The sequence below is a fragment of the Niveispirillum sp. CC-CTL257 genome (genome assembly GCF_059489915.1).
This window is the reverse complement of sequence record NZ_JCAJXE010000003.1, coordinates 804918-826166: the sequence shown is the minus strand read 5'-3', so window position 1 is coordinate 826166 and position 21249 is coordinate 804918. Positions and strand designations below refer to the sequence as shown.

Sequence of the window (21249 nt, the reverse complement as noted above, 5' to 3'; positions counted from 1 at the left end):
GACACCTTATTCCGCCGCCACGGGCAAGGACCCGCGCCGGAAATCCTCGGGGAAATGCTGAAGGGCGCTCAGCACCGGGTAGGGGGTGAAGCCGCCCAGGGCGCAGAGAGAGCCGAATTTCATCGTCTGGCAGAGGTCTTCGACCAGGGCGATGTTGGTCTCCACCTCCACCCCTGCGCGGATACGGTCGATGACCTCCGTGCCACGGGTCGAGCCGATGCGGCAGGGGGTGCATTTGCCGCAGCTTTCGATGGCGCAGAATTCCATGGCGAAACGCGCCTGGGCCGACAGGTCGACGCTGTCGTCAAAGACCACAATGCCGCCATGGCCGATCAGGCCACCGCGTGCGGTGAAGGCCTCGTAATCGTAAGCCGTATCGAACAGGCTGGGTGGGAAATAGGCACCTAGCGGACCGCCACACTGTACCGCCTTCACGGGACGACCCGTCAGGGTGCCGCCGCCGATATCGGTGATCAGTTCGCCCAGCGTGATGCCGAAGGCGGTTTCGAACAGGCCGCCGAATTTCACGTTGCCGGCAATCTGTATCGGCATGGTGCCGCGCGACCGGCCCATGCCGTAGTCGGCAAATGCCTGCGCCCCATTGGCCAGGATGGTGGGCACGGTCGCCAGCGACAGAACATTGTTCACGACCGTGGGGCGACCGAACAGGCCCTTGATGGCGGGCAAGGGCGGCTTGGCCCGCACCACACCGCGCTTGCCCTCCAGGCTTTCCAGCAAGGCCGTTTCCTCGCCACAGACATAAGCACCGGCACCCACGCGCAGTTCGATGTCAAAACCTAAATCCGTGCCCAGGATACTGGTTCCCAGCAACCCCGCCTGACGCGCCACATCCAGGGCGCGGGTGAAGGTGCGGTTGGCGTGGGGATATTCAGAGCGGGCATAGACATAGCCCTTGGTCGCCCCGACCGCGAAACCGGCGATCACCATGCCCTCAATCAGGGCCAGGGGGTCGCCCTCCATCATCATGCGGTCGGCGAAGGTGCCGCTGTCGCCCTCATCGGCGTTGCAGACGATGTAGCGGCGGTCGGCGGGGGATGCTGCCACCGTGCGCCATTTGATACCGGTGGGGAAACCGGCCCCGCCACGCCCACGCAGGCCGGATTTTACGACCTCTTCCACCGTGTTGGGCGGTCCCAGTTCCAGGGCACGGGCGAGGCCCTTGAACCCGCCATGCTCCCGGTAATCCTCCACCGACAGTGGATCAATGATGCCGCAACGGGCGAAGGTCAGGCGGTTCTGGCGTGCCAGCCAGGGAATGCTCTCTGTCGGACCCAGGCACAGCGGATGGGACGCGCCTGTCAGGAACCCGGCCGCGAACAGGCCCGGCACATCAGCCGGCGTGACGGGGCCATAGGCGATGCGACCGGCGGGCGTTTCCACCTCCACCAGCGGTTCCAGCCAGAACAGGCCGCGCGAACCGGTGCGCACAATGGTGACGGTGTCACCGGCCTGCGCCGAGATGGCCCTTGCCACCGCTTCAGCACCGACGGCCAGGGCCGCCACGTCCTGGGAAATGAAAATCCGGGTCATGACCAGCGCACCCCCTCCACCGCCGCCGCCAGCTTTGCGCCATCCAGGCGGCCCAGTGGATCACCGTCGATCAGGGCGGCGGGGGCACAGGCGCACAGGCCCAGGCAATAGACGGGTTCCACTGTCACGGTTCCATCGGCAGTGGTTTCACCCCAGCCGATGCCCAGCCGTTCCAGCAGCGCGGTTGCCGCCTTTTCCGACCCCAGCGATTGGCACGCCTCTGCCCGGCACAGCTTGATCACATGGCGGCCCGTCGGCACTTGCCGGAAATCATGATAGAAGGTGACGACACCGTGGATTTCGGCGCGTGACAGGTTCAACGCGTCGGCCAGCATCGGTACGGCATCGTCGGGGATGTAACCAAATGCCGCCTGCAGCGCATGCAGGATGGGAAGGGTCGGACCCTCCAGATGCACATGCCGATCAATGATCTCGGCGGCTTGGCGTGCGTCCCAGGGCAGGGGCGGGGTCATCGGGCACTCCATAGCGCGGATATCCCGCCAGGGTTCCCCCCATTCACCCCCATGATCAATGGGATTGTTTTGTTGAGCGATTGCACATCCTGATCAAGCCCGGACAGAATGCATGGTAGGGCTGGCATTTCGCCATGGGCGGCGCGACTTGCAAGCCCATATCCTCGTGTCCGTAAACCTTATCCGAAATGAGAGCCAGGTTACTGGAATGAGCCGTTTCTGGAGTCCCATCGTCCACACCCTCAGCCCCTATGTCGCCGGGGAGCAGCCCCAGATTTCTGGGCTGGTGAAGCTGAACACCAATGAAAGCCCCTATGGCCCGTCGCCCCACGCCACCGCCGCCATCGCGGCGGCCAATGGCGAGGCGCTGCGCCTTTACCCCGAACCCACAGGCATCCATCTGCGCAAGGCCGTGGCGGATACCTATGGGCTGGATGCGGGCGAGGTTTTCGTCGGTAATGGCTCTGACGAGGTGTTGGCCCATGTGTTCCAGGGCCTGCTGAATCATGAAGCGCCGCTGCTGTTCCCGGACATCACCTACAGCTTTTACCCGACCTATTGCCGGCTCTATGGCATCAAGTCGGTGCTGGTGCCGCTGGATGACGGGTTCGAGATCCGGCTGGAGGATTACCGGCAGCCCTGTGGGGCCATCATCCTGGCCAACCCGAATGCGCCGACGGGCATCGCCAAGCCGCTGAGCTGGATTGAGGCGCTGGTCGCCGACCATCCCGATCAGGTGGTGGTGATCGACGAGGCCTATGTCGATTTCGGGGCCGAGACGGCGATCCCGCTGATCAAGAAATACCCGAACCTGCTGGTGGTCCATACGCTGTCCAAGTCGCGCGGGCTAGCCGGGTTGCGCGTTGGCTTCGCCGTGGGTCAGCGGCATCTGATCGACGCGCTGGAACGCGTGAAGGACAGCTTCAATTCCTACCCACTGGATCGGCTGGCCCAGGCCGGCGCGCTGGCAGCGTGGCAGGATCAGGAATGGTTTGAGCGCCACCGCGACATGATCATCGCCACACGCGAACGGATGACCGGTGCCCTGCGCGCACTGGGGTTCGAGGTGCTGCCATCATCGGCCAACTTCGTCTTTGCCCGCCATCCGGGTCACAAGGGCGGGGAACTGGCGGCGGCGCTGCGGGCCAAGGCCATCCTGGTCCGGCATTTCAATAAGCCGCGCATCAGCGACTTCCTGCGCATCAGCATCGGCACCGATGCGGAGACGGACAAGCTGCTGTCGGCGCTGGGCGAAATACTGGGCTGAGCGTCACATCCCCTGTTTCTGCGACAATGTCCGGGCCGCCGCGATCATGGCGGCGGCCATGGGGGAATGGGGTTCGCGGTCCATCATCACCAGCCCGATCGTATGTTCGATCACGGGGTCGACCAGGGGAATGGCGGCCAGTTCCGCTGGCAGGCCCAGCGCCTCCATCAGCACCGTCGGCATGATGCTGGTCCAGCGGCCCGTGCGGACATGGGCGGCCAGTGCCGTCATGGAATTGCTTTCCACCGCCACCTCCGCCTTCACCCCCACCTGATGCAGGGCGCGGTCGATGATGCGGCGGTTCTGCATGTCGGGCGACAGAAGGCAGAGCGGTACACCCTGCAATTCTGCCCAGCGCACCTCTGTGCGGCCTGAGAACCGGCTGTCGGGACCGGTGATCAGGTGATACCGCTCCCGGTACAATGGGATCTGAATGAAATTGCCGACCGGTTCATTGTCCAGATAGGTCAGGCCGGCATCGATGGCCAGGTTTTCTACCTGTTCGATGATCTTCTGGGAGTTCGACGCCAGGATCAGGAAATCCACGCCCGGATGCTTGTCGATGACCGCGATGGTCAGTTTCGGCACCATGGCGAGTGCGGTCGGCACGGCGGCCAGCCGGAAATGGCCGCAGACCGTCTTGCGCAGCGCCTCAATATCCTGCCGCATGGAGCGCCAGTCGCCGACCAGCCGGCGCGACCATTCCAGCAGCCGTTCCCCCTCTGCTGTGAATCCCTGGAACCGCGATCCGCGCACCACCAGGGGCACGCCCAGCATTTCCTCAAGCTGTTTTACACCGGCAGAGAGCGTGGGCTGCGAGACACCGGCCTCTTCCGCAGCACGTCCGAAATGGCGGGCGCGGGCCAGGGCCAGGAACAGTTCCAGCTTGTCGATCACGGTGCGGCCTCCCCCGCCTTTTCCTGCATGTCGGCATGGATCGGCGGGGTTTGCAAGGGTAGCGGGCCGAAGCGGGCCAGCAGTTCGGGGAAAACATCCCACATGGGCAGGGGGGTGGCGGCGGCGGTGGGCAGCATACCGGGGGCAAGGTCCAGCCCGTCCAGACGGTCCAGCAGCGCGCCATCGCGGGACAGGATATGGATCGGCACGCGTTGCCCCTGGCCGGTGGAAATCCAGTCCAGGGCGGGGTGGTCGCCCAGGATGAGGATCAGGGCATCCTCCGGCGCTTCCTGCATCACCCAGTCGCCCAGCGCCCGCAGGCTGTAATCCAATGAACGACCATAGGCGGTGGCCATGTCGCTATAGTCGCTGCGTCGATCATCACCGGCATAGGCGGACCCGTCGATAAGGCCCTGGCTGTAGGGTTTCCAGGCAGGAAGGGGACTCCAGGGGGCGTGGCTGCTGGTCAGCACGATTTCCAGATAGAGCGGGCGGGGGCCGGACCAGTCGGGCGACAGGCCGGCCAGCATCGCCTGATCTGGGATGGGGGACCAACCAAAGTCGGGACCGGCATAGGCAAAGGCCGGGCGGTTCATCACCTTGTCAAAACCCCAGGCCGGCCCCTCCAGCCAGGGGAGTGTCAGACCCGGCATGGCGGCCTGCGTGCGCCAGCCAGCCCGGTTCAGCGCACAGACCAACCCGCAGCGTCCGGCGGTCAGCACCATGCGCTGGGCCAGGGGTTGATCCTGACGGATGCCGGTGCGCAAGGTGCCATGGGCCAGCCAGGAGCGTCCGCCGATCACCGGGCTTTCCACCAGACCGGAACGCATATGAAAACCTGCCTCCGTGAGGGCCCGCTGCATGGTGCGCAGCCGGTCCCCCACCACCCCCGCCTGCCGCGGATCGGTCAGGGCAGACTGGCCGTAGGATTCGACCCAGGCCAGGATGACGGGCCGGCCCCGCAAGGCAGCGAAGATCTGATCATCGGGCAGGCCGGCGACGGGGTCGTGGGAGAGCGGTTCGGCCATCCCGTCTTCCAGCTGTGCTGCCGCCTGCCAGCGCTTTCCTTGGTCCCACAAGACACCAATGGGGCCGTGGGTCAGCGGCTGCATGGTCAACAGGGTCAGCGGGGCCAGGATGGCTAGGGTGGGCAGGGCGTGCGGCGATACGCGCAGCATCAGGCCCATCAGCCAGCGGCACAGGCAGAGCAGGCCTGCCAGGGCCGCCAGCAACGCCGCCCCCACCAGCAACCCACCGGGGCCGCGCGCCAGCACATCCCACAAGGCCGGCACCAGGGCCGGATCGAAGGCGGGTTCGAACAGGCGGCCCGCCGTCAAGATGCTGACCAGATCGGCCAGCCGCAGCAGCAGGATCAGCCAGCAGAAGACGGAAAGGGTCCAGATGGCAACCCTGCCAAGCCGGCGGGGCAGCAGCAATGCTGTGGCGAACAGCACAGACAGTTCCAGCACGGGGCCGCGATGGTCCGGCGTTAGCATGTCGCCGGGTATGGCAGGCAGGCCCAGCAGCAGCGACAGGGCCAGCAAGGCGGCCAGCCCGATCAGCGCACTGCCGACAGCCCTAGGCGCCATAGCGGTGCAGCCGGGCGCCGTTGGCGCGCAACCAGTCGCGATGTTCGGTCACCCCGTCCGTCAGACTGGCGCAGAGTGCCCAGAAGTGCGCGGAATGGTTCATTTCGCGCAAGTGCGCCACCTCATGCGCCACGACATAGTCGAACACCGGGTCGGGGGCCATGACCAGCCGCCAGCAATAGGACAGCCGCCCGTCGGGGGAGCAGCTGCCCCAGCGGGAGCGGGTGTCGCGGACGGTAATGCCGGCGATGCGGGCACCCAGCCGGGCGGCCTTTTCCTGAGACCGCGCAGCCAGCAGACGGCGTGCCTCCGCCTTCAGGAAATCGGCCACGCGGCGGGGCACGAAGTCCAGCTCTCCACCCACGCGCAGTTCGCGGGTGCCATCGGCCAGGGTCACAGGCTGCGGCGTGCGGCGGCCCGTGGGGGCATGGCGGATGGTATGGTCGATGCCCAGGATGGGCACGATGGCACCGGGGACGAAGGCCACCTTGTCCGGCACCGCCGACAGCCGCTGTTCCAGCCAGTCACGGTGACGGCCCACGAACAGATGCAGGTCATTGTCCGGCACGCGTGGCGGGGTGGAGATGCGCACGATGTTGCGGGCGGCATCCACCCGCATCGACAGACGCCGTGCCCGCGCCGATACCCGCACCTCCACCGGCACCGGCACGCCTTCCACCGCCATCAGGCGGGGCGGGGGCAAGGCCGGACGCACCCGCTTCTTCACGGGGGGGCATTCGGGGCCAGGAGTTTGCGCAGGAAATTCAAGGCGGCCTCATCGCCAATCCGGTCCGGGGCACCGGCAACCCAACCCGCTTAAGGCTGGGTCGCCGGTGTCAGTCGTCAACCCTCCAGGCTGCGGGCGATGATCTCATAGACATCGCGCGACAGGTCGGGCGTGTGGGCCACGCGTTCCAGCGCCACCTTGGCCGCCGCCTGCCGTTCGCCATCATATTTGCGCCAACGGGCGAAGGATTTGGCCATGCGGCTGGCGACCTGCGGGTTCAGCTTGTTCAGCTCAATCACCCGGTCGGCCAGGAATTCATAGCCCGAACCATCGGCGGCGTGGAAGGCCACGGCGTTACCGGTGAAACTACCGACCAGGGAGTAGACCTTGTTCGGGTTGCGGATATTGAAGCCGGGATGGGACAGCAGGGCCGTGACATTGGCCAGCGTGTCGGGGCGGGAGGACGCGGCCTGGATCATGAACCACTTGTCCATGACCAAAGCCTCATCCTTCCATTTGGCGGCGAAGGCGGCCAGGGCGTCCGCCCGCTCCGGCATATCGCTGTCCGCGATCAGGGCCAGGGCCGTGATCACGTCGGTCATGCCAGTGGCGGTGCGGTACTGCGCCAGGGCCAGGGCCTTTCCATCGGCATCGTCGGCGGCCATCAGATAGGCCAGGGCAGCGTTCTTCAGCGCGCGGCGGCCAATGGCTTCGGGGCTGACGCTGAATTCGCCCTGTTCGGCATTGGCGCGGTAGGCGGCCAGCAGTGCCGCGTGATGGGTACGGCCGATGGAGGCGCGGACCAGATTGCGGGCAGCATGGATGCCGTCCACATCAATCACCTCCATCAACTGCCCCAGGTAGTTTTCCGATGGCAGGGTCAGGGCCAGCGCCGCGAAGGCCGGGTCTTCGGACGCGCGGGCCAGTGTGGCGCCCATGGCGTCGATGAAACCCTTGGGTACGGCCATGTCACGGCCCGCCGCGCGGTCAGCGACCAGACCCAGCAGCAGGCGCGAGGCCAGGGTCTGTCCGGCCTCCCAGCGATTGAACGGATCGCTGTCGTTCGCCATCAGGAAGGTCAGGTCGGCGTCGGAATAGTCGAAAGCCAGCTTGATGGGGGCGGAGAAGCCCCGGAACAGCGACGGGACGGGGGCGGCAGGCACGTCGGTGAAGGTGAAGCTCTGTTCCGCCGCATTCAGGGCCAGGACGCGGGTGCCGACGGTGGCACTGTCTTCACCGGACAGCTTCAGCGGCTGATCCTTGCCGTCGGGGCCGACCAGACCCAGAGACACGGGGATCAGCATGGGTAGCTTCACCGGCTGCCCCGGCGTGGGGGCCAGGGACTGGCGCAGGGTCAGGCGGTAGGTGCGGGTGGCCGGGTCGTAAGCACCCTCGCCGCTGACGCCGGGCGTGCCGGCCTGCGCGTACCAGCGGCGGAACTGTTCCCAATCGACCGCGACATCGGGGTTGGCATCGCGCATGGCGGACAGGAAATCGTCGGTGGTCACCGCCTGTCCATCATGGCGGGCGAAATAAAGATCAATGCCGCGCCGATACCCCGCTGCCCCCAGCAGCGTATGGTACATGCGCAGAACCTCCGCCCCCTTTTCGTAGACGGTGGGCGTGTAGAAATTGTTGATCTCGATATAGCTGTCGGGACGGACCGGATGGGCCGTGGGGCCGGCATCTTCGGCAAACTGCACCTGGCGCAGACGGGTGACGTCCTGGATGCGCTTCACGGGGGCTGAATTCATGTCGGCGCTGAATTGCTGATCGCGGAAGACGGTCAGGCCTTCCTTCAGGCTCAACTGGAACCAGTCGCGGCAGGTGACGCGGTTACCCGTCCAATTATGGAAATATTCATGCGCGACAACAGCCTCAATGCCGAGGAAATCGGTATCGGTGGCGGTGTCGGGGCGGGCCAGGATGTATTTGGTGTTGAAGACGTTGAGGGACTTGTTCTCCATCGCGCCCATGTTGAAATCGCCGACGGCGACGATGTTGAAAATATCAAGGTCATATTCCAGACCATAGACATCCTCATCCCACTTCATGGATTTGATCAGGCTTTCCATGGCGTGGCCGCACTTATCCTCGTTCCCCGGCTCCACATAGATGCGCAGGGTGACGTCGCGGCCCGACCGGGTACGGAAACGGTCCTCGATATGGACCAGATTACCGGCCACCAGCGCGAACAGGTAGCAGGGCTTGGGCCAGGGATCCTCCCACAGCGCCCAGTGGCGGCCATCGGCCGCGTCGCCCTGATCCACCAGATTGCCGTTGGACAGCAGCACGGGATAGGCGGCGCGGTCGCCCTCCACCCGCACCCGGTATCTGGCCATCACATCGGGCCGGTCCTGGAAATAGGTGATCTTGCGAAAGCCCTCGGCCTCGCACTGGGTGCAGTAATTGCCGGATGACTTGTACAGGCCTTCCAGGGCCGTGTTCTTTTCCGGGTGGATTCGGGTGACGATCTCCAATTCCACCTGATCGCCCGGCAGGTCGGGGATGGTCAGATGGTCGGGCGTGATCGCGTAATCATCGGGGCCCAGCGGGCGGTCGCCCACCGTGACGGAGACCAGTTCCAGTTCCTGCCCATCCAGCACCAGCGGGGCACGGACCATATCCAGGTTGCGGCGCAGGCCCAGGCGGGAGGTGACAAGCGTTCCCCCGTCGCGCAGATCGAATGACAGATCGACCGTTTCGATCCACCAGGCCGGTGCGGCGTAATCCTTCAACAGGATGGCCTTCGGCGAACCCTTGTCCATGACCAGCATCCTTAAAATATCAGACAGTTTGGCGCATTCCTGCGCGCGGTTGGGGTCAGGATAGGACATCAAACCGGGGACTGGTGAAAAATTTCACTGTCCTGGCGTATGGGGCGACGTATCATCAGCACCGATAAACTGTTCCCCGGTCTACGGGGGCGACGGGCCTGGAGGCTGGATGTATCTGAATTTGTCTACCTCTGACGTGGTCGTCCTGTCGGGGGCCGCCGCGTGCCTTGTCGCCATTGTGCTGTTGGAGATGCTGCGCGTTGTCATTCCCGATATTTATGAATGGGTCGCCGATCACGACAAGGTGAAGCGCGAGACCAAGGAGGGGCAGGCCGCGCTGGAAAAGCTGATGGCCCGCAACCGCGAGCAGGGCGCCCTGCGCGACCGCCGCAGTGCCGAACGGTTCCGCCTTAAATCACAACTGGCCCGTTTGGAAATGACCCTGGCGGCGGTGGAGCGCGACCGGGTTGAGGTGTGGCATGAACTGGGGCGGCAGGGCGTGGCCGACAGTCTTTACACGGCCCGCGTCGCCAACCGCATCCTTGCCGACCAGTCCAACCGCGAGTTCGACAGCGCCCCCTGCATCTGGCGCTACACCAACAATGTGCGCGTCTGGGCAGCGGGGGAGCGACCGGCGCGGCAGATGCTGACCGCTGAATTTCCCACCGATTCGGGTTTTGCCGTTGCAGAGGTGACCTTCATCACCACCGGGCGCGGGATGGAAGGCCCATGATCGCAACCTGGATGAACCTGATCAGCCTTCTGGCCCTGGCCCTGGCCGGGGCGGGCCTTGTCGTGGCGGGGCGGCGCATCATGGCCGTCATTCGCCAAGTGGAACGCAAACTGTCCCGCGCCGTGGACGAGAAAAACATGGTCGCCGCCGCCCTGCGCCATGCCAAGAAGGAAGAGGCCGCTATCCGCCAGGCGCTGGAAGACGCCGAACGCCACATCACGCAGATGCAGGGCGTCACCACCATGGCGGAAACCCGCATCGAGAGGATGCGCGAGGCTCCCCGCCGTGTGGTTTCCATGTTGGATAGACAATGGAACCGATTCGACCGTCTCTGGTCCGTAACCGTCACCAATCCGTCGCTGGGTGGCGGCCGTGGTGGTGCGGGCGGCTGGGGGGATGGAAAGACACTGTACGGTTTCGCCCGATCGGGCGATGATCTGGCACGGCGGGTGGCGGCGGAATATGCCCCCGCCGACGGATTTCTTATCGGGACGCCCCAAGTCGTCGATCTGGCGGATGACGGGGGCGGGTCTGTCGCGGTAGACCAGTCTGGGGGCGCTGGATGATGGACGGGGGAAAGATGGATTTCCAGGTGGCTGGTGAAACGCTGGACAAGGCCGAAAGGGCCCGGATCGCCGCCGAGCTGGGATTGCCGGAGGCTGACCTTGCGCCGCGTGAGGAGGGCGCGACCGTCCGCCTGATCGCCGAAGGTGCGGCGGCTGACCTGATCGCCGCGCTGCGATCCGGCTGTGCCGCCATTGTGGAACAGGGACCGCCGGGGACCATGCCCGCGGACAAGCTGCAATCGGCCCTGACGGACGGGCATCTGCTGATTTCCCTCACCACGCGGCTGGCCTGGACCCTGGACACGGCGGCGCAGATTTGTGAGGGGCTGCTGATCCGGGGTTTTCTGCCGGCCACGGTGCGGCATGATGCCGAACTGTCGCTGCATGAGGCCATCATCAACGCCGTTCTGCACGGCAATCTGGCCATGGGTGGATCCCTAGTCGATGATCCCAGCCAGTTCGACGCCTTCTGTCAGCGGCTGACATCGACCCTGGCCGACCCGGACAAGGCGACGCGCCGCATTGATGTGTCGGCCTGGGTTGCGGAAGGCAGGCTTTACATTCGCGTTGCCGACCAGGGCGGCGGTTACGATCCCGACAGCATCCGCCCGCCTGTGAATGTGGAATCGAAATCCGGGCGTGGGCTGGAGATTATGCGCGTTATGTCGGCCGGACTGACCGTTACCGATGGCGGCCGTACCGCCACGCTGGCCTTCATCGTCTGACGACCCGCGCTGCAAGGAGCATGAATTGACCGAATTGCGGGTTCATCAGGGCGATATCACCGCCCTGGATGTTGATGTCATCGTCAATGCGGCGGCCCCCGGCCTTGGTGGCGGAACCGGCGTGTCGCGGGCCATCCATGATGCCGCCGGACCCGAGCTGTTCGCGGCGGCCACGGCATTGGACCCGGTGGGGCGCGGCGATGCCGGCATCACGCCGGGTTTCAATCTGACGGCCCGCTGGGTCGTGCATGCGGTCGGCCCCGTCTATGTCACCGGCAAGATGGGGGAGGACAAGGTGCTGGCGCGCTGTTACCGCCGCGCACTGGAACTGTCGATGGAAAAGGGGGCGCGGTCCATAGCATTTCCTGCCATTTCCACGGGCGCATACCGCTTCCCCAAGGCGTTGGCGGCGCAGGTGGCCGTGGCGGCAGTGCGCGGTTTCATCGCCGAGCACCCGGATGCGCTGGATCTGGTCTTGTTCGTGGCGACCGGCGAGGACAACATCAAGGCGTTGAAGGCGGCCATCGCCGCCTGAGTAGATAACAAACCCGGGAGGGGTCGCATGCCCAGCGTTGTCATTACCGGCGCCAATCGTGGCATCGGCCTGGAATTTGCCCGGCAATACGCGGCTGATGGTTGGACCGTCATTGCCACCTGCCGCGATCCGGCCAGCCCCGGCGGGCTTTCCGAACTGGCGGGGGTGGAGATTTTCGGTCTGTCCGTAGACGACCCGGCGTCGATCACGGCCTTTGCGGGCGCATTGAAGGGCCGCTCCATTGACCTGCTGGTCAATAATGCCGGCATCATGGGGCCCGATCTGGCCGCGCAGTCCAAGAATGGCATTGATGTCGATGGCTGGATGCAGGCCATGAAGGTCAATGCGCTGGCCCCGATCCTGGTAGCCCAGGCGCTGCGGCCGCTGCTGTCGGCGGGGGCGAAAGTGGCGACTCTGTCCAGCCAGCTCGGCTCTGTCACCGAGAATGAAAGCGGCGGCATGTATGCCTATCGTGCGTCCAAGGCCGCCATCAACATGGGTAACCGCTCCCTGGCCGCTGATTGGCGCGACGACGGCATCACCTGCATCGTGCTGCATCCCGGTTGGGTGCAGACCGATATGGGCGGGGCCAAGGCACCGGTGACGCCGTCGGACAGCGTGGCTGGCCTGCGCCGGGTCATTGCGGCGGCAGGCCCTGACGACACAGGCGGCTTCTTCGCTTATGATGGGCGGCGCATTCCCTGGTAAGGCTCCCCGTACCGGAGGTCCTGACATGAGTGGCGCACCCATTGATTTCTATTTCGATTTCGCCTCTCCCTATGCCTATCTGGCGTCGGCCCGCATCGATGCACTGGCCGAACGCTGGGGCCGGGCGGTGCGGTGGCGGCCCATCCTGCTTGGCGCGGTGTTCAAGATCAGCGGCGGTGTGCCGAACCTGAACAAGCCGTTGCAGGGCGATTATCTGCGCCACGACGTGCCCCGCTGCGCCCGGCTGTGGGGCGTGCCGGTGCATCAACCCTTGCCCGCACCGTTCCCGGCGCTGGCAGCATCGCGCGCCTTTTACTGGTTGGATCAGGTGGGCGGGGAGCATAGCCCGGCTGCCCTGGCCCGTGCCCTGTTCCACGCCCATTGGGCGGAGGGGCGGGACATGGCCCTGCCCGAAAATGTCCTGGACGTGGCCGCCAGCCTGGGCCTGGAGCGCGACGCGGTGGAGGCTGGAATTGCCGAAGCTTCGGTGAAGGAACGGCTGCGGGTGGAAACAGAAACCGCGATCAGCCGCGGGGTCTTTGGCGCGCCGTTCTTCTTTGTCGATGGCGAAGCCTTCTGGGGTGCCGACCGTATGGATCAGATCGAGGAGTGGTTACGCCTGGGTGGGTGGTGAACATATATGTGCATTGTATTGTAGGGTCATAGGCTTGCAGTGAGGTGTGAAATATCTTTCACGGTGAAGAAGTGCCGTAGTCCTGGTATGTGAATGTATATTGTGTCACGAAGTTCATGATTGGACTCGAACACAATTCTCCATTCTCTTTGGGGAGAGAAGTAGTTGTTTTTGAGATCTGGTCGCGGCCCAATCGGAGGGCCATCGTTCCATGCTGATTCGGTCTCTTCGTATTTTACTGGTGTAACAAAGCATCTATCGAAGATATTGTGAATAAATTCACGGTCTTGAATGGAATAGCCATGTCGCCATACATGATTTGATAATTCGTATATATCTCTGACTATGAGAGCTGCATCGTATGGTGGTTGGCTTTCATCCTTCATTTGTTTTGCTAGGTTTGGATAAGTAGTCTCTGGGCTGCCTTCTGAGACACAGAAAAGATGATAATTTATGTATGTTGACTGAGAACAATTATCCATGATGATGGTTATGTTTTTACTTTGCGGCCCTTCAATCTTAACAACGTTAGTGTATTCTTGAAGTTTTCTTAAATTATCGATCCCTGCCTCGTCTTTATTGCTGGCGTACAAAGACGGGATGTTGAATTTTGTTCGTCCTTCATGCCAGTCGCCAATTGGTCGCGCTTGGTCTCGGTATGATTTGGCCGAGTTTAGTCTCAGTGATTCTTCATTAAAATAAAAGTGAATATCTTTTTGATGTAAGAACCGCGTCCAGACGGAATTCGTCCGAGGAATATTTGATCTAAGTTTATGGTTATCCATTTTTTTCTCCAAATAGGGTGGTGACGGTCCGTCAGAGCATGACCCAGTGGGTCATGGCCGGATAGGGCGGCAAGTTGTTCTGCATCAGCAGGGCCATGACCCCGGTCGGTCCCGTCATGCCCATGCGGCACAGGTGGCCGATGCCCATGTTATTGCCGGCTTCCAGCAGATGCAGGAAATGCCGCTGCTGCTGCTCCGTCTCCATGCGGTAGCCGCCGGCGAAAAAGATCGTTTCCGGTGGCAGGTCCAATGCCCTTAACGCGGCGTAGGACCAGGCGATGGCCATGCTTTCCGTCTGTGTCAGGGCCAGTTGCGCCAACGGGTCCGGGTCATCGCCAATCGCGTCACGCAGCGTTGCTTCCAGATTATCGCCCAAATGGGGTCGCAGCCGGGCCGGGACGGTCGCCATGTGCCCCGCTTCGTGCAGCAGGTCGCCGGAAACATAAAGATGGGCGGGATCGACACGCAGGACCCCGGCAGAAATCGTTACGCCGGGCAGGAAACCTTCAGGTCCGAAAGGTCCCACCTCCAGGGGCAGGCCGACCCCACGGATGAAATCCACAATCCGGTCGAAATGCTCTGCGCCCAGCATGGCCGCTCCCCTGAAGTTGCTGCGATTGCAACTTTAGGGGAATGGCGCGCAAATGACCACTATGCTGGTGTCGCCTTGTGTCACAGGGCGTCGGCTGCGTTCTTCACCATCACCCGGTTCTGCGCGGTGCCAAACCAGCCCAGGACGGTATTGTGATGGTCGATGATCTGTTCAAAGGTCAGGCCGCCCATGTCGCAGGTCGTGTGGCCATCGCCGATCAGCGTGACGTCGAAGCCGTGGGCGATGGCGCTGCGGACCGAGGTGTCGATGCAGAATGGCGTCATGCAGCCGCCGATGATGACATGGCGGATGCCGCCATCCAGCAGCGCCTGCTTCAGGCCCGTCTCCAGAAAGCTGTCGCAGGTGGTCTTGTGGATCACCAGTTCGCCAGGTTGCGGTGTCAGTTCACGCCGGATTTCCCAGCCGGGTGTGCCTTTCGCCAGACGGTGATCGTCGGGCGCGTCATGCTGCACATGGATCAGGGTGACACCGGCGGCCCGCGCGCGGGCCTGCAGGTCGGCAAGACGGGCGACGACGCTGTTCAGCGCCTGGGTGGCGGCGGCGATGCGGGGGCCGTCGCCGGCGGGCAGGATGGCTTCCTGAACATCAATGACGATCAGGGCGGTTTCATTGGCGGCGGGCATGGTGGCGCTCCCTGCTTTGATATCTGAAGATGGCAACCGGTAACTGAGATTTGTATCTGAATCATTTCAAAGGGGGGCCGGGCCTTGCAGCGGGAAGCGGATGCGCTACGCTGCCGATGCAATCCACAAGCCCTTGACGGGCAAAAAATCAAGGATGGGATACGTGCGGATCATCGGACATTTCATGCGCGGCAGCGCCCTGGCACTGGTGCTGGCCCTTTCTGCCGGGGTGGCGTCGGCCCAGACGGCGCCGGCCAAGATTGAGCGGGTGCAAAATGGCAATATCGTCACGGAGAATATCCCCACCGTCGACGTGGCCCTGGGTGAGCGTCTGTCGGCCTATCTGTCCGCCCGGTCCGCCGGCATGCTGGACTGGACGCCCGACGGCAAGGGCATCCTGATCACGACCCGGTTCGGGGAAACCGCACAGCTGCATCTGGTGAACGGCCCGATGATGGCCCGTCAGCAGCTGACCTTCGCTGCCGAGCCGATTACCAGCGCCGCGTTCAGCCCGGCCAAGGGTTCCACCGATCTGGTCTATGTCTGGGACAAGGGCGGGTCGGAGAATTTCCAGTTCTTCCATCTGGATGTCGCCACGGGCAAGACCACGCTGGTCACCGATGGCAAGTCGCGCAACCAGGGTCTGGTCTGGAACCATAAGGGCGACAAGCTCGCCTTTTCCAGCACGCGTCGCGACGGCAAGAACACCGATGTCTATGTCGGCGGGTTGAAGGATGCCGCGACGGTCGCCCCACTGGTGGCGCAGACCGGGTCGTGGGGCGCTGTCGCCTTCTCCCAAGATGATAAGAAGCTGCTGGTCGGGCAGTATATCGCCATCACCAAATCCTATCTGTCGGTGGTCGATGTCGCCACGGGCCAGTTGACCCGCATCAAGCCGGACAAGGACACCGTGGCCCTGACCGGCGTCGGTTTCACGCCCGACGCCAAGGGCGTATTCCTGACGTCGGATGAGGAGGGCGAGTTCAAGCGCCTGGGCCTGCATGATCTGGCGTCGGGCAAGACGACATGGATCACCGCCGATGACCCCTGGGACGTGGAGGAGGCGGTGCTGTCGCAGGATGGCAAGCGTCTGGCCTATGTCCTGAACGAGGGCGGCTGGTCCACGGTGCGGGTGATCGATACCAAGACACTGAAGCCGGTGAAGATGCCCGCCCTGCCCAAGGGTGTGATCGGTGGCGTCGCCTTCAGCCCCGACGGGTCGAAGCTGGCCCTGTCGCTAACCACCCCGACCGCGCCCGCCGACGTGCATGTCGTCGATCTGGGCAAGGGCAAGGTGGAGCAGTGGACCAAGAGCGAGGTTGGCGGCCTGAACACCGAGAATTTCGCCGATGCCAGCCTGATCCAGTTCCCCACCTTTGATCAGCGGCAGATCCCGGCCTTCCTGTTCAAGCCAAAGAATGCCAAGGGCAAGCTGCCGGTCATCATGCTGATCCACGGCGGGCCGGAAGGGCAGAGCCGCCCGAATTTCAGCGCCACGGTGCAGTTCTGGGCCAACGAGCTGGGGGCGGCGGTGCTGCTGCCCAATATCCGTGGGTCGGAAGGCTATGGGAAAACCTATCTGGGCCTGGATAATGGCTTCAAGCGCGAGGATAGCATCAAGGATATCGGCGCCCTGATCGACTGGGTCGCGACCCAGCCCGACCTGGACAAGGACAAGATCGTGGTGGCCGGCGGTTCATACGGCGGCTATGCCACGCTGGCGGCCATGACCCATTACAATGACAAGCTGGCCGGGGGGGCCGACACGGTCGGCATCTCAAACTTCATCACCTTCCTGGAAGCCACGGCGGAGTATCGCCGCGACCTGCGCCGCCCGGAATATGGTGATGAGCGCGACCCGGAGATGCGCGCCTTCCTGCAGAAAATCTCGCCGCTGACCAACGCGTCGAAGATCACCAAGCCCATGCTGGTCATCCAGGGTTACAATGATCCGCGCGTGCCCGTGGGCGAGGCGGAGCAGATGGTGGCCGCCATCCGCAAGAATGGCGGCGAGGTCGGCTATGTGCTGGCCATGGATGAAGGTCACGGCTTCCGCAAGAAGTCGAACCAGTTCGTGGCGCAGATGGCGCAGGCGCAGTTCTTCCAGAAGGTGTTTGGACAGAAGTAACCCCGTTCGGCGGGTGGGGCGCATCGCGCCCCACCCGCCGATAACGCCGCCCTGCCATGGCCTCTCCGGGTGGTCCCCGACCTTGCATTGAAACCCTGTCGGCATTAGGGTCCCGCCGCATCGGGGGGCCGTCCCGGTGACGGTCTGCCGCCTCCCTTTCACCAACGGATCGGGTAACGCGGGATGAAGTCCGCCGTCATCGTCTTCCCTGGTTCCAACTGCGACCGCGATATTGCGGTGGCCTTGGAACAGGCTTCCGGCAAGAAGCCCCACATGGCCTTCCACAAGGACACGGAACTGCCGGACGTCGATGTCATCGCCGTCCCTGGCGGTTTTTCCTATGGCGATTATCTGCGCTGTGGGGCCATGGCCGCCCATTCGCCCATCATGAAGGTGGTGAAGGAACGGGCATCCAAGGGCGTGCGCGTCGTCGGCATCTGCAACGGCTTCCAGATCATCACCGAGGCGGGTTTGCTGCCCGGTGCCCTGATCCGCAACAAGTCGCTGAAATATGTCTGCCGCACGGTGGGCCTGCGCGTCGAGACGACGGATAGCGACTTTACCCGCAAATATGCCAAGGGTCAGGTGATCGGCATTCCGGTCGGCCATGGCGAAGGCAATTATGTCGCCGATGACGAGACGCTGAAGCGTCTGGAAGGCGAGGGGCTGGTGGCCTTCCGTTATGCCGCACTGCCGGGCCAAAGCGCCGATCAGGCGAACCCCAATGGCGCCACCAACGACATTGCCGGCATCTTCAATGCCACGCGCAATGTTCTGGGCATGATGCCTCATCCCGAACGCGCCTTTGACCCGCTGCATGGCAACACCGATGGCCGTGCCTTCTTCGATAGTTTGGTGGAGACCCTGTCGTGAGCGCCCGCAAGGAACCCGTTGTCAACGAGGCCCTGGCCGCCGAACACGGCATCAAGGCCGATGAATATGTCCGCCTGCTGGAAATCGTCGGCCGTCAGCCGACCTTTACCGAGCTTGGCATCTATTCCGTGATGTGGTCGGAGCATTGCTCCTACAAATCATCGCGCGTCTGGCTGAAGAAGTTCCCGACCACGGCCCCCTGGGTCATCTGTGGTCCGGGTGAAAATGCCGGTGTCATCGACATTGGCGACGGTCAGGCCGCCATCTTCAAGATGGAGAGCCATAACCACCCCTCCTATATCGAGCCCTTCCAGGGTGCGGCGACGGGCGTGGGTGGCATTCTGCGCGACGTGTTCACCATGGGCGCCCGTCCCATTGCCAACCTGAACGCCCTGCGTTTCGGGGAGCCGGATCACCCCAAGACCCGCCAGCTGGTCGCGGGTGTGGTGTCGGGCATCGGCCATTACGGCAATTGCGTCGGCGTGCCCACGGTGGGCGGCGAGACCAATTTCCACAAGGCCTATAATGGCAATTGCCTGGTCAATGCCATGACCGTCGGCATCGCCGATCAGGACAAGATTTTCTATTCCAAGGCGGCCGGCGTCGGTAACCCCGTGGTCTATGTCGGGTCCAAGACGGGCCGCGACGGCATCCATGGTGCCACCATGTCCTCGGCGGAGTTCACCGAGGATAGCGAGGCCAAGCGCCCCACGGTGCAGGTCGGCGATCCGTTCACGGAAAAGCTGCTGATCGAGGCGTGCCTGGAACTGATGAACACCGACGCCATCCAGTCCATCCAGGACATGGGTGCCGCCGGTCTCACCTCCTCCTCCGTCGAAATGGCGGGCAAGGGCGGTCTGGGGATTGAGCTGCATCTGGAAAAGGTGCCGCAGCGTGAGACGGGCATGACGCCCTATGAGATCATGCTGTCGGAAAGCCAGGAACGCATGCTGATGATCCTGAAGCCCGGTTCCGAGGATGTCGCCCGCGCTATCTTTGAGAAGTGGGAACTGGATTTCGCCGTGATCGGCCATCTGACCGATACGGGCCGTTTCGTCCTGAAGATGAACGGCGACACCTATTGCGACCTGGAACTGGCCCCGCTGTTCGACGCGGCCCCGCTCTATCATCGCCCCACGGAAGAGACGCCGGCTCAGCCGCCGCTCGACCTGGACGAGGATGAGCTGTGGCCGGAGGATCTGTCGCTGGGCGATATCCTGACCAAGCTGGTTTCCTGCCCCGATCTGGCCTCCAAGCGCTGGATCTGGCAGCAATATGACAGCCAGGTGGGCGCGGATACCCGTTTCCTGTCGGGTCAGGCCGATGCGGCGGTGGTGCGTGTGCATGGCACCAACAAGGCGCTGGCCATGTCATCCGACGTGACCCCGCGCTATTGCTTCGCCGACCCGGTGCAGGGTGGGCGTCAGGCCGTGGCGGAGAGCTATCGCAACGTGTCCGCCGTTGGTGCTCTGCCGCTGGCCATCACCGACAACATGAATTTCGGCAATCCCGAAAAGCCCCGCATCATGGGGCAGTTCGCCGGCTGCGTCGAAGGCATGGCCGAGGCTTGCCGCGTCTTGGACTACCCGGTCGTGTCGGGCAACGTCTCGCTCTACAACGAAACCAACGGGGTGGGCATCCTGCCGACCCCGACGGTGGGCGGTGTCGGCCTTCTGGCCGATGGGCACAAGGCTGTGGGTCTGGGCTTCAAGAATGACGGCGACGTCATTCTGCTGGTGGGGGAGACCGAGGGTCACCTGGGCCAGAGCCTGTACCTGCGCGAAATCCTGGGTCTGGAGGAAGGTCCGGCGCCGGTAGTCGATCTGGAAACCGAGAAGCGTCACGGCACCTTCGTGCGCGAGGCGATCCAGGCCGGACTGATCACCGCGTCGCATGACGTTTCAGATGGTGGTCTGCAGGTGGCACTGGCCGAAATGGCCATGGCGGGCAACAACGGCGCGGACCTGTCCGGCTTGGATGGCTGGCACGTGGCGGAGTTGTTCGGCGAGGACCAGGGCCGTTACGTCCTGACCGTGAAGCCGGCCGATCTGGAAGCCGTGGAGACCAAGGCCGCCGAGGCGGGCGTCACCCTGAGCCGCATCGGTACCGTGGGCGGCGACGCCCTGACGGGGGCTTCGGGGGCCATTATTTCGGTTGCGGACCTGATTGCCGCGAACGAAGCTTGGCTGCCGAACTATATGAATGGCAAGGTGAACTGATTTCACCCGTTCCAGGCCCGCCATCCCGGTGCCAATCCGGGATGGCGGGCGTTTTCATGTGAGGACCCGACCCATGGCGATGCACGCATCCGAAATCGAGGCCCTGCTGCGCGAGGCGTTCCCAGACGCCGTTGTCCGCATCGACGACCTGCGCGGCGATGGCGACCATTATGCGGCTTATGTAGAAAGCCCGTCCTTTAAGGGTAAAAGCCGGGTGGCGCAGCACCAGGCCGTCTATGCCGCGCTGAAGGGCCGTATGGGCAATGAACTGCACGCCCTGATGCTGACCACGGCGGCACCCAAGGACGCATGATTGGCCTGCCGAACGAACCCCCTGTTAAGGGGGATGGTTCGGCGCTATATGTCGAGGGATTCCCACGGGACCGCAGGGGCGGCGCTGTGGTGTGGACTTGAGGAAATGTGAAAGATGGACCAGACGGTTGCCGAGCGCATCAAGCGCGATATCGCCGACAATGACGTCGTGTTGTACATGAAGGGCACGCCCGTGTTCCCGCAGTGCGGCTTCTCTGCCGCCGTGGTGCAGGTGCTGAGCCACCTGGGCGTCAAGTTCAAGGGCATCGACATCCTGGTCGACCCGGCGCTGCGCCAGGGGATCAAGGAATTCACCAACTGGCCGACCATCCCCCAGCTTTATGTGAAGGGCGAGTTCGTGGGCGGTTGTGACATCGTCCGCGAGATGTACGAGGCGGGCGAGTTGCAGGACTTGCTGCGCGACAAGGGCGTTGCCTTCGCCGACGCCGCCTGATCTGTCGGGTTAATGAAAAGGGGCCTTTCCATAAGGGAAGGCCCCTTTTCTATGTCTGCG

General features: G+C 63.6%; 21 protein-coding genes. 12 read left to right on the top strand and 9 right to left on the bottom strand.

Features of this window, described 5'->3' with window-relative positions; genetic code table 11:
- Positions 1–6: 6 nt before the first annotated feature.
- Entirely contained in the window at positions 7–1551 is a 1545-nt protein-coding gene (locus tag ABC729_RS20360) for a formate dehydrogenase beta subunit (protein ID WP_495609430.1), read from the bottom strand.
- Positions 1548–2024, bottom strand: a complete 477-nt coding sequence (locus tag ABC729_RS20355) for a formate dehydrogenase subunit gamma (protein ID WP_495609429.1) — start codon at positions 2022–2024, stop codon at positions 1548–1550. The genes ABC729_RS20360 and ABC729_RS20355 overlap by 4 nt, the downstream gene beginning before the upstream one ends.
- A gap of 208 nt (positions 2025–2232) precedes the next feature.
- Between ABC729_RS20355 and hisC the strand changes: the two genes are divergently transcribed.
- Positions 2233–3291, top strand: a complete 1059-nt coding sequence (gene hisC / locus ABC729_RS20350; protein WP_495609428.1) for a histidinol-phosphate transaminase — start codon at positions 2233–2235, stop codon at positions 3289–3291.
- Positions 3292–3294: 3 nt separating this feature from the next.
- Here hisC and ABC729_RS20345 read toward each other — a convergent pair whose 3' ends face one another.
- The 4 genes from ABC729_RS20345 to pepN all read right to left on the bottom strand — a co-directional run bounded on the left by ABC729_RS20345 (position 3295) and on the right by pepN (position 9272).
- The gene (locus ABC729_RS20345) at positions 3295–4188 is read right to left on the bottom strand and encodes a LysR family transcriptional regulator (RefSeq protein ID WP_495609427.1); all 894 of its coding nucleotides are present in this window, start codon (positions 4186–4188) and stop codon (positions 3295–3297) included.
- Positions 4185–5777: an alkaline phosphatase family protein gene (locus ABC729_RS20340; protein WP_495609426.1), complete on the bottom strand. Its 1593-nt coding sequence runs from the start codon at positions 5775–5777 to the stop codon at positions 4185–4187. The genes ABC729_RS20345 and ABC729_RS20340 overlap by 4 nt, the downstream gene beginning before the upstream one ends.
- Positions 5767–6504 carry a M48 family metallopeptidase gene (locus ABC729_RS20335; protein WP_495609425.1) on the bottom strand — a complete coding sequence of 246 codons (738 nt, stop codon included), beginning with the start codon at positions 6502–6504 and terminating at the stop codon, positions 5767–5769. Before ABC729_RS20335 ends, ABC729_RS20340 begins: the two co-directional genes overlap by 11 nt.
- 116 nt (positions 6505–6620) lie before the next feature.
- Positions 6621–9272, bottom strand: a complete 2652-nt coding sequence (pepN, locus tag ABC729_RS20330; protein ID WP_495609424.1) for an aminopeptidase N — start codon at positions 9270–9272, stop codon at positions 6621–6623.
- Between the two features lie 178 nt (positions 9273–9450).
- Between pepN and ABC729_RS20325 the strand changes: the two genes are divergently transcribed.
- From ABC729_RS20325 to ABC729_RS20300, 6 genes are read left to right on the top strand one after another with little or no spacing between them, the layout of a single operon-like run.
- The gene (locus ABC729_RS20325) at positions 9451–10014 is read left to right on the top strand and encodes a hypothetical protein (RefSeq protein ID WP_495609423.1); all 564 of its coding nucleotides are present in this window, start codon (positions 9451–9453) and stop codon (positions 10012–10014) included.
- Positions 10011–10580, top strand: a complete 570-nt coding sequence (locus ABC729_RS20320) for a hypothetical protein (protein WP_495609422.1) — start codon at positions 10011–10013, stop codon at positions 10578–10580. Before ABC729_RS20325 ends, ABC729_RS20320 begins: the two co-directional genes overlap by 4 nt.
- A complete protein-coding gene (locus ABC729_RS20315; protein ID WP_495609421.1) occupies positions 10577–11305 on the top strand; it encodes an ATP-binding protein in 729 nt (242 codons plus the stop codon). Before ABC729_RS20320 ends, ABC729_RS20315 begins: the two co-directional genes overlap by 4 nt.
- A gap of 25 nt (positions 11306–11330) precedes the next feature.
- The gene (locus ABC729_RS20310) at positions 11331–11840 is read left to right on the top strand and encodes a macro domain-containing protein (protein ID WP_495609420.1); all 510 of its coding nucleotides are present in this window, start codon (positions 11331–11333) and stop codon (positions 11838–11840) included.
- A gap of 27 nt (positions 11841–11867) precedes the next feature.
- Positions 11868–12548, top strand: coding sequence for an SDR family oxidoreductase (locus ABC729_RS20305; RefSeq protein WP_495609419.1), 681 nt, complete (start codon positions 11868–11870; stop codon positions 12546–12548).
- A 25-nt stretch (positions 12549–12573) separates the two neighbouring features.
- Positions 12574–13182 carry a 2-hydroxychromene-2-carboxylate isomerase gene (locus ABC729_RS20300; RefSeq protein ID WP_495609418.1) on the top strand — a complete coding sequence of 203 codons (609 nt, stop codon included), beginning with the start codon at positions 12574–12576 and terminating at the stop codon, positions 13180–13182.
- A 26-nt stretch (positions 13183–13208) separates the two neighbouring features.
- Here the strand turns inward: ABC729_RS20300 and ABC729_RS20295 are convergent, their stop codons facing one another.
- From ABC729_RS20295 to ABC729_RS20285, 3 genes are all read right to left on the bottom strand, one after another.
- Positions 13209–13967, bottom strand: coding sequence for a hypothetical protein (locus tag ABC729_RS20295; protein ID WP_495609417.1), 759 nt, complete (start codon positions 13965–13967; stop codon positions 13209–13211).
- A gap of 31 nt (positions 13968–13998) precedes the next feature.
- Complete coding sequence (locus tag ABC729_RS20290; RefSeq protein WP_495609416.1) at positions 13999–14559, bottom strand: hypothetical protein; 561 nt, start codon at positions 14557–14559, stop codon at positions 13999–14001.
- 80 nt (positions 14560–14639) lie between these two features.
- Positions 14640–15203, bottom strand: coding sequence for a cysteine hydrolase family protein (locus ABC729_RS20285; RefSeq protein WP_495609415.1), 564 nt, complete (start codon positions 15201–15203; stop codon positions 14640–14642).
- A gap of 163 nt (positions 15204–15366) precedes the next feature.
- Between ABC729_RS20285 and ABC729_RS20280 the strand changes: the two genes are divergently transcribed.
- From ABC729_RS20280 to grxD, 5 genes are all read left to right on the top strand, one after another.
- Positions 15367–17331 carry a S9 family peptidase gene (locus tag ABC729_RS20280; protein ID WP_495609414.1) on the top strand — a complete coding sequence of 655 codons (1965 nt, stop codon included), beginning with the start codon at positions 15367–15369 and terminating at the stop codon, positions 17329–17331.
- 183 nt (positions 17332–17514) lie between these two features.
- Positions 17515–18204 carry a phosphoribosylformylglycinamidine synthase subunit PurQ gene (purQ, locus tag ABC729_RS20275; protein ID WP_495609413.1) on the top strand — a complete coding sequence of 230 codons (690 nt, stop codon included), beginning with the start codon at positions 17515–17517 and terminating at the stop codon, positions 18202–18204.
- Entirely contained in the window at positions 18201–20423 is a 2223-nt protein-coding gene (gene purL, locus ABC729_RS20270) for a phosphoribosylformylglycinamidine synthase subunit PurL (RefSeq protein WP_495609412.1), read from the top strand. Before purQ ends, purL begins: the two co-directional genes overlap by 4 nt.
- 73 nt (positions 20424–20496) lie before the next feature.
- Positions 20497–20736 carry a BolA/IbaG family iron-sulfur metabolism protein gene (locus ABC729_RS20265; protein ID WP_102113638.1) on the top strand — a complete coding sequence of 80 codons (240 nt, stop codon included), beginning with the start codon at positions 20497–20499 and terminating at the stop codon, positions 20734–20736.
- 114 nt (positions 20737–20850) lie between these two features.
- Positions 20851–21189: a Grx4 family monothiol glutaredoxin gene (gene grxD / locus ABC729_RS20260; RefSeq protein WP_094456324.1), complete on the top strand. Its 339-nt coding sequence runs from the start codon at positions 20851–20853 to the stop codon at positions 21187–21189.
- Positions 21190–21249: the final 60 nt, after the last annotated feature.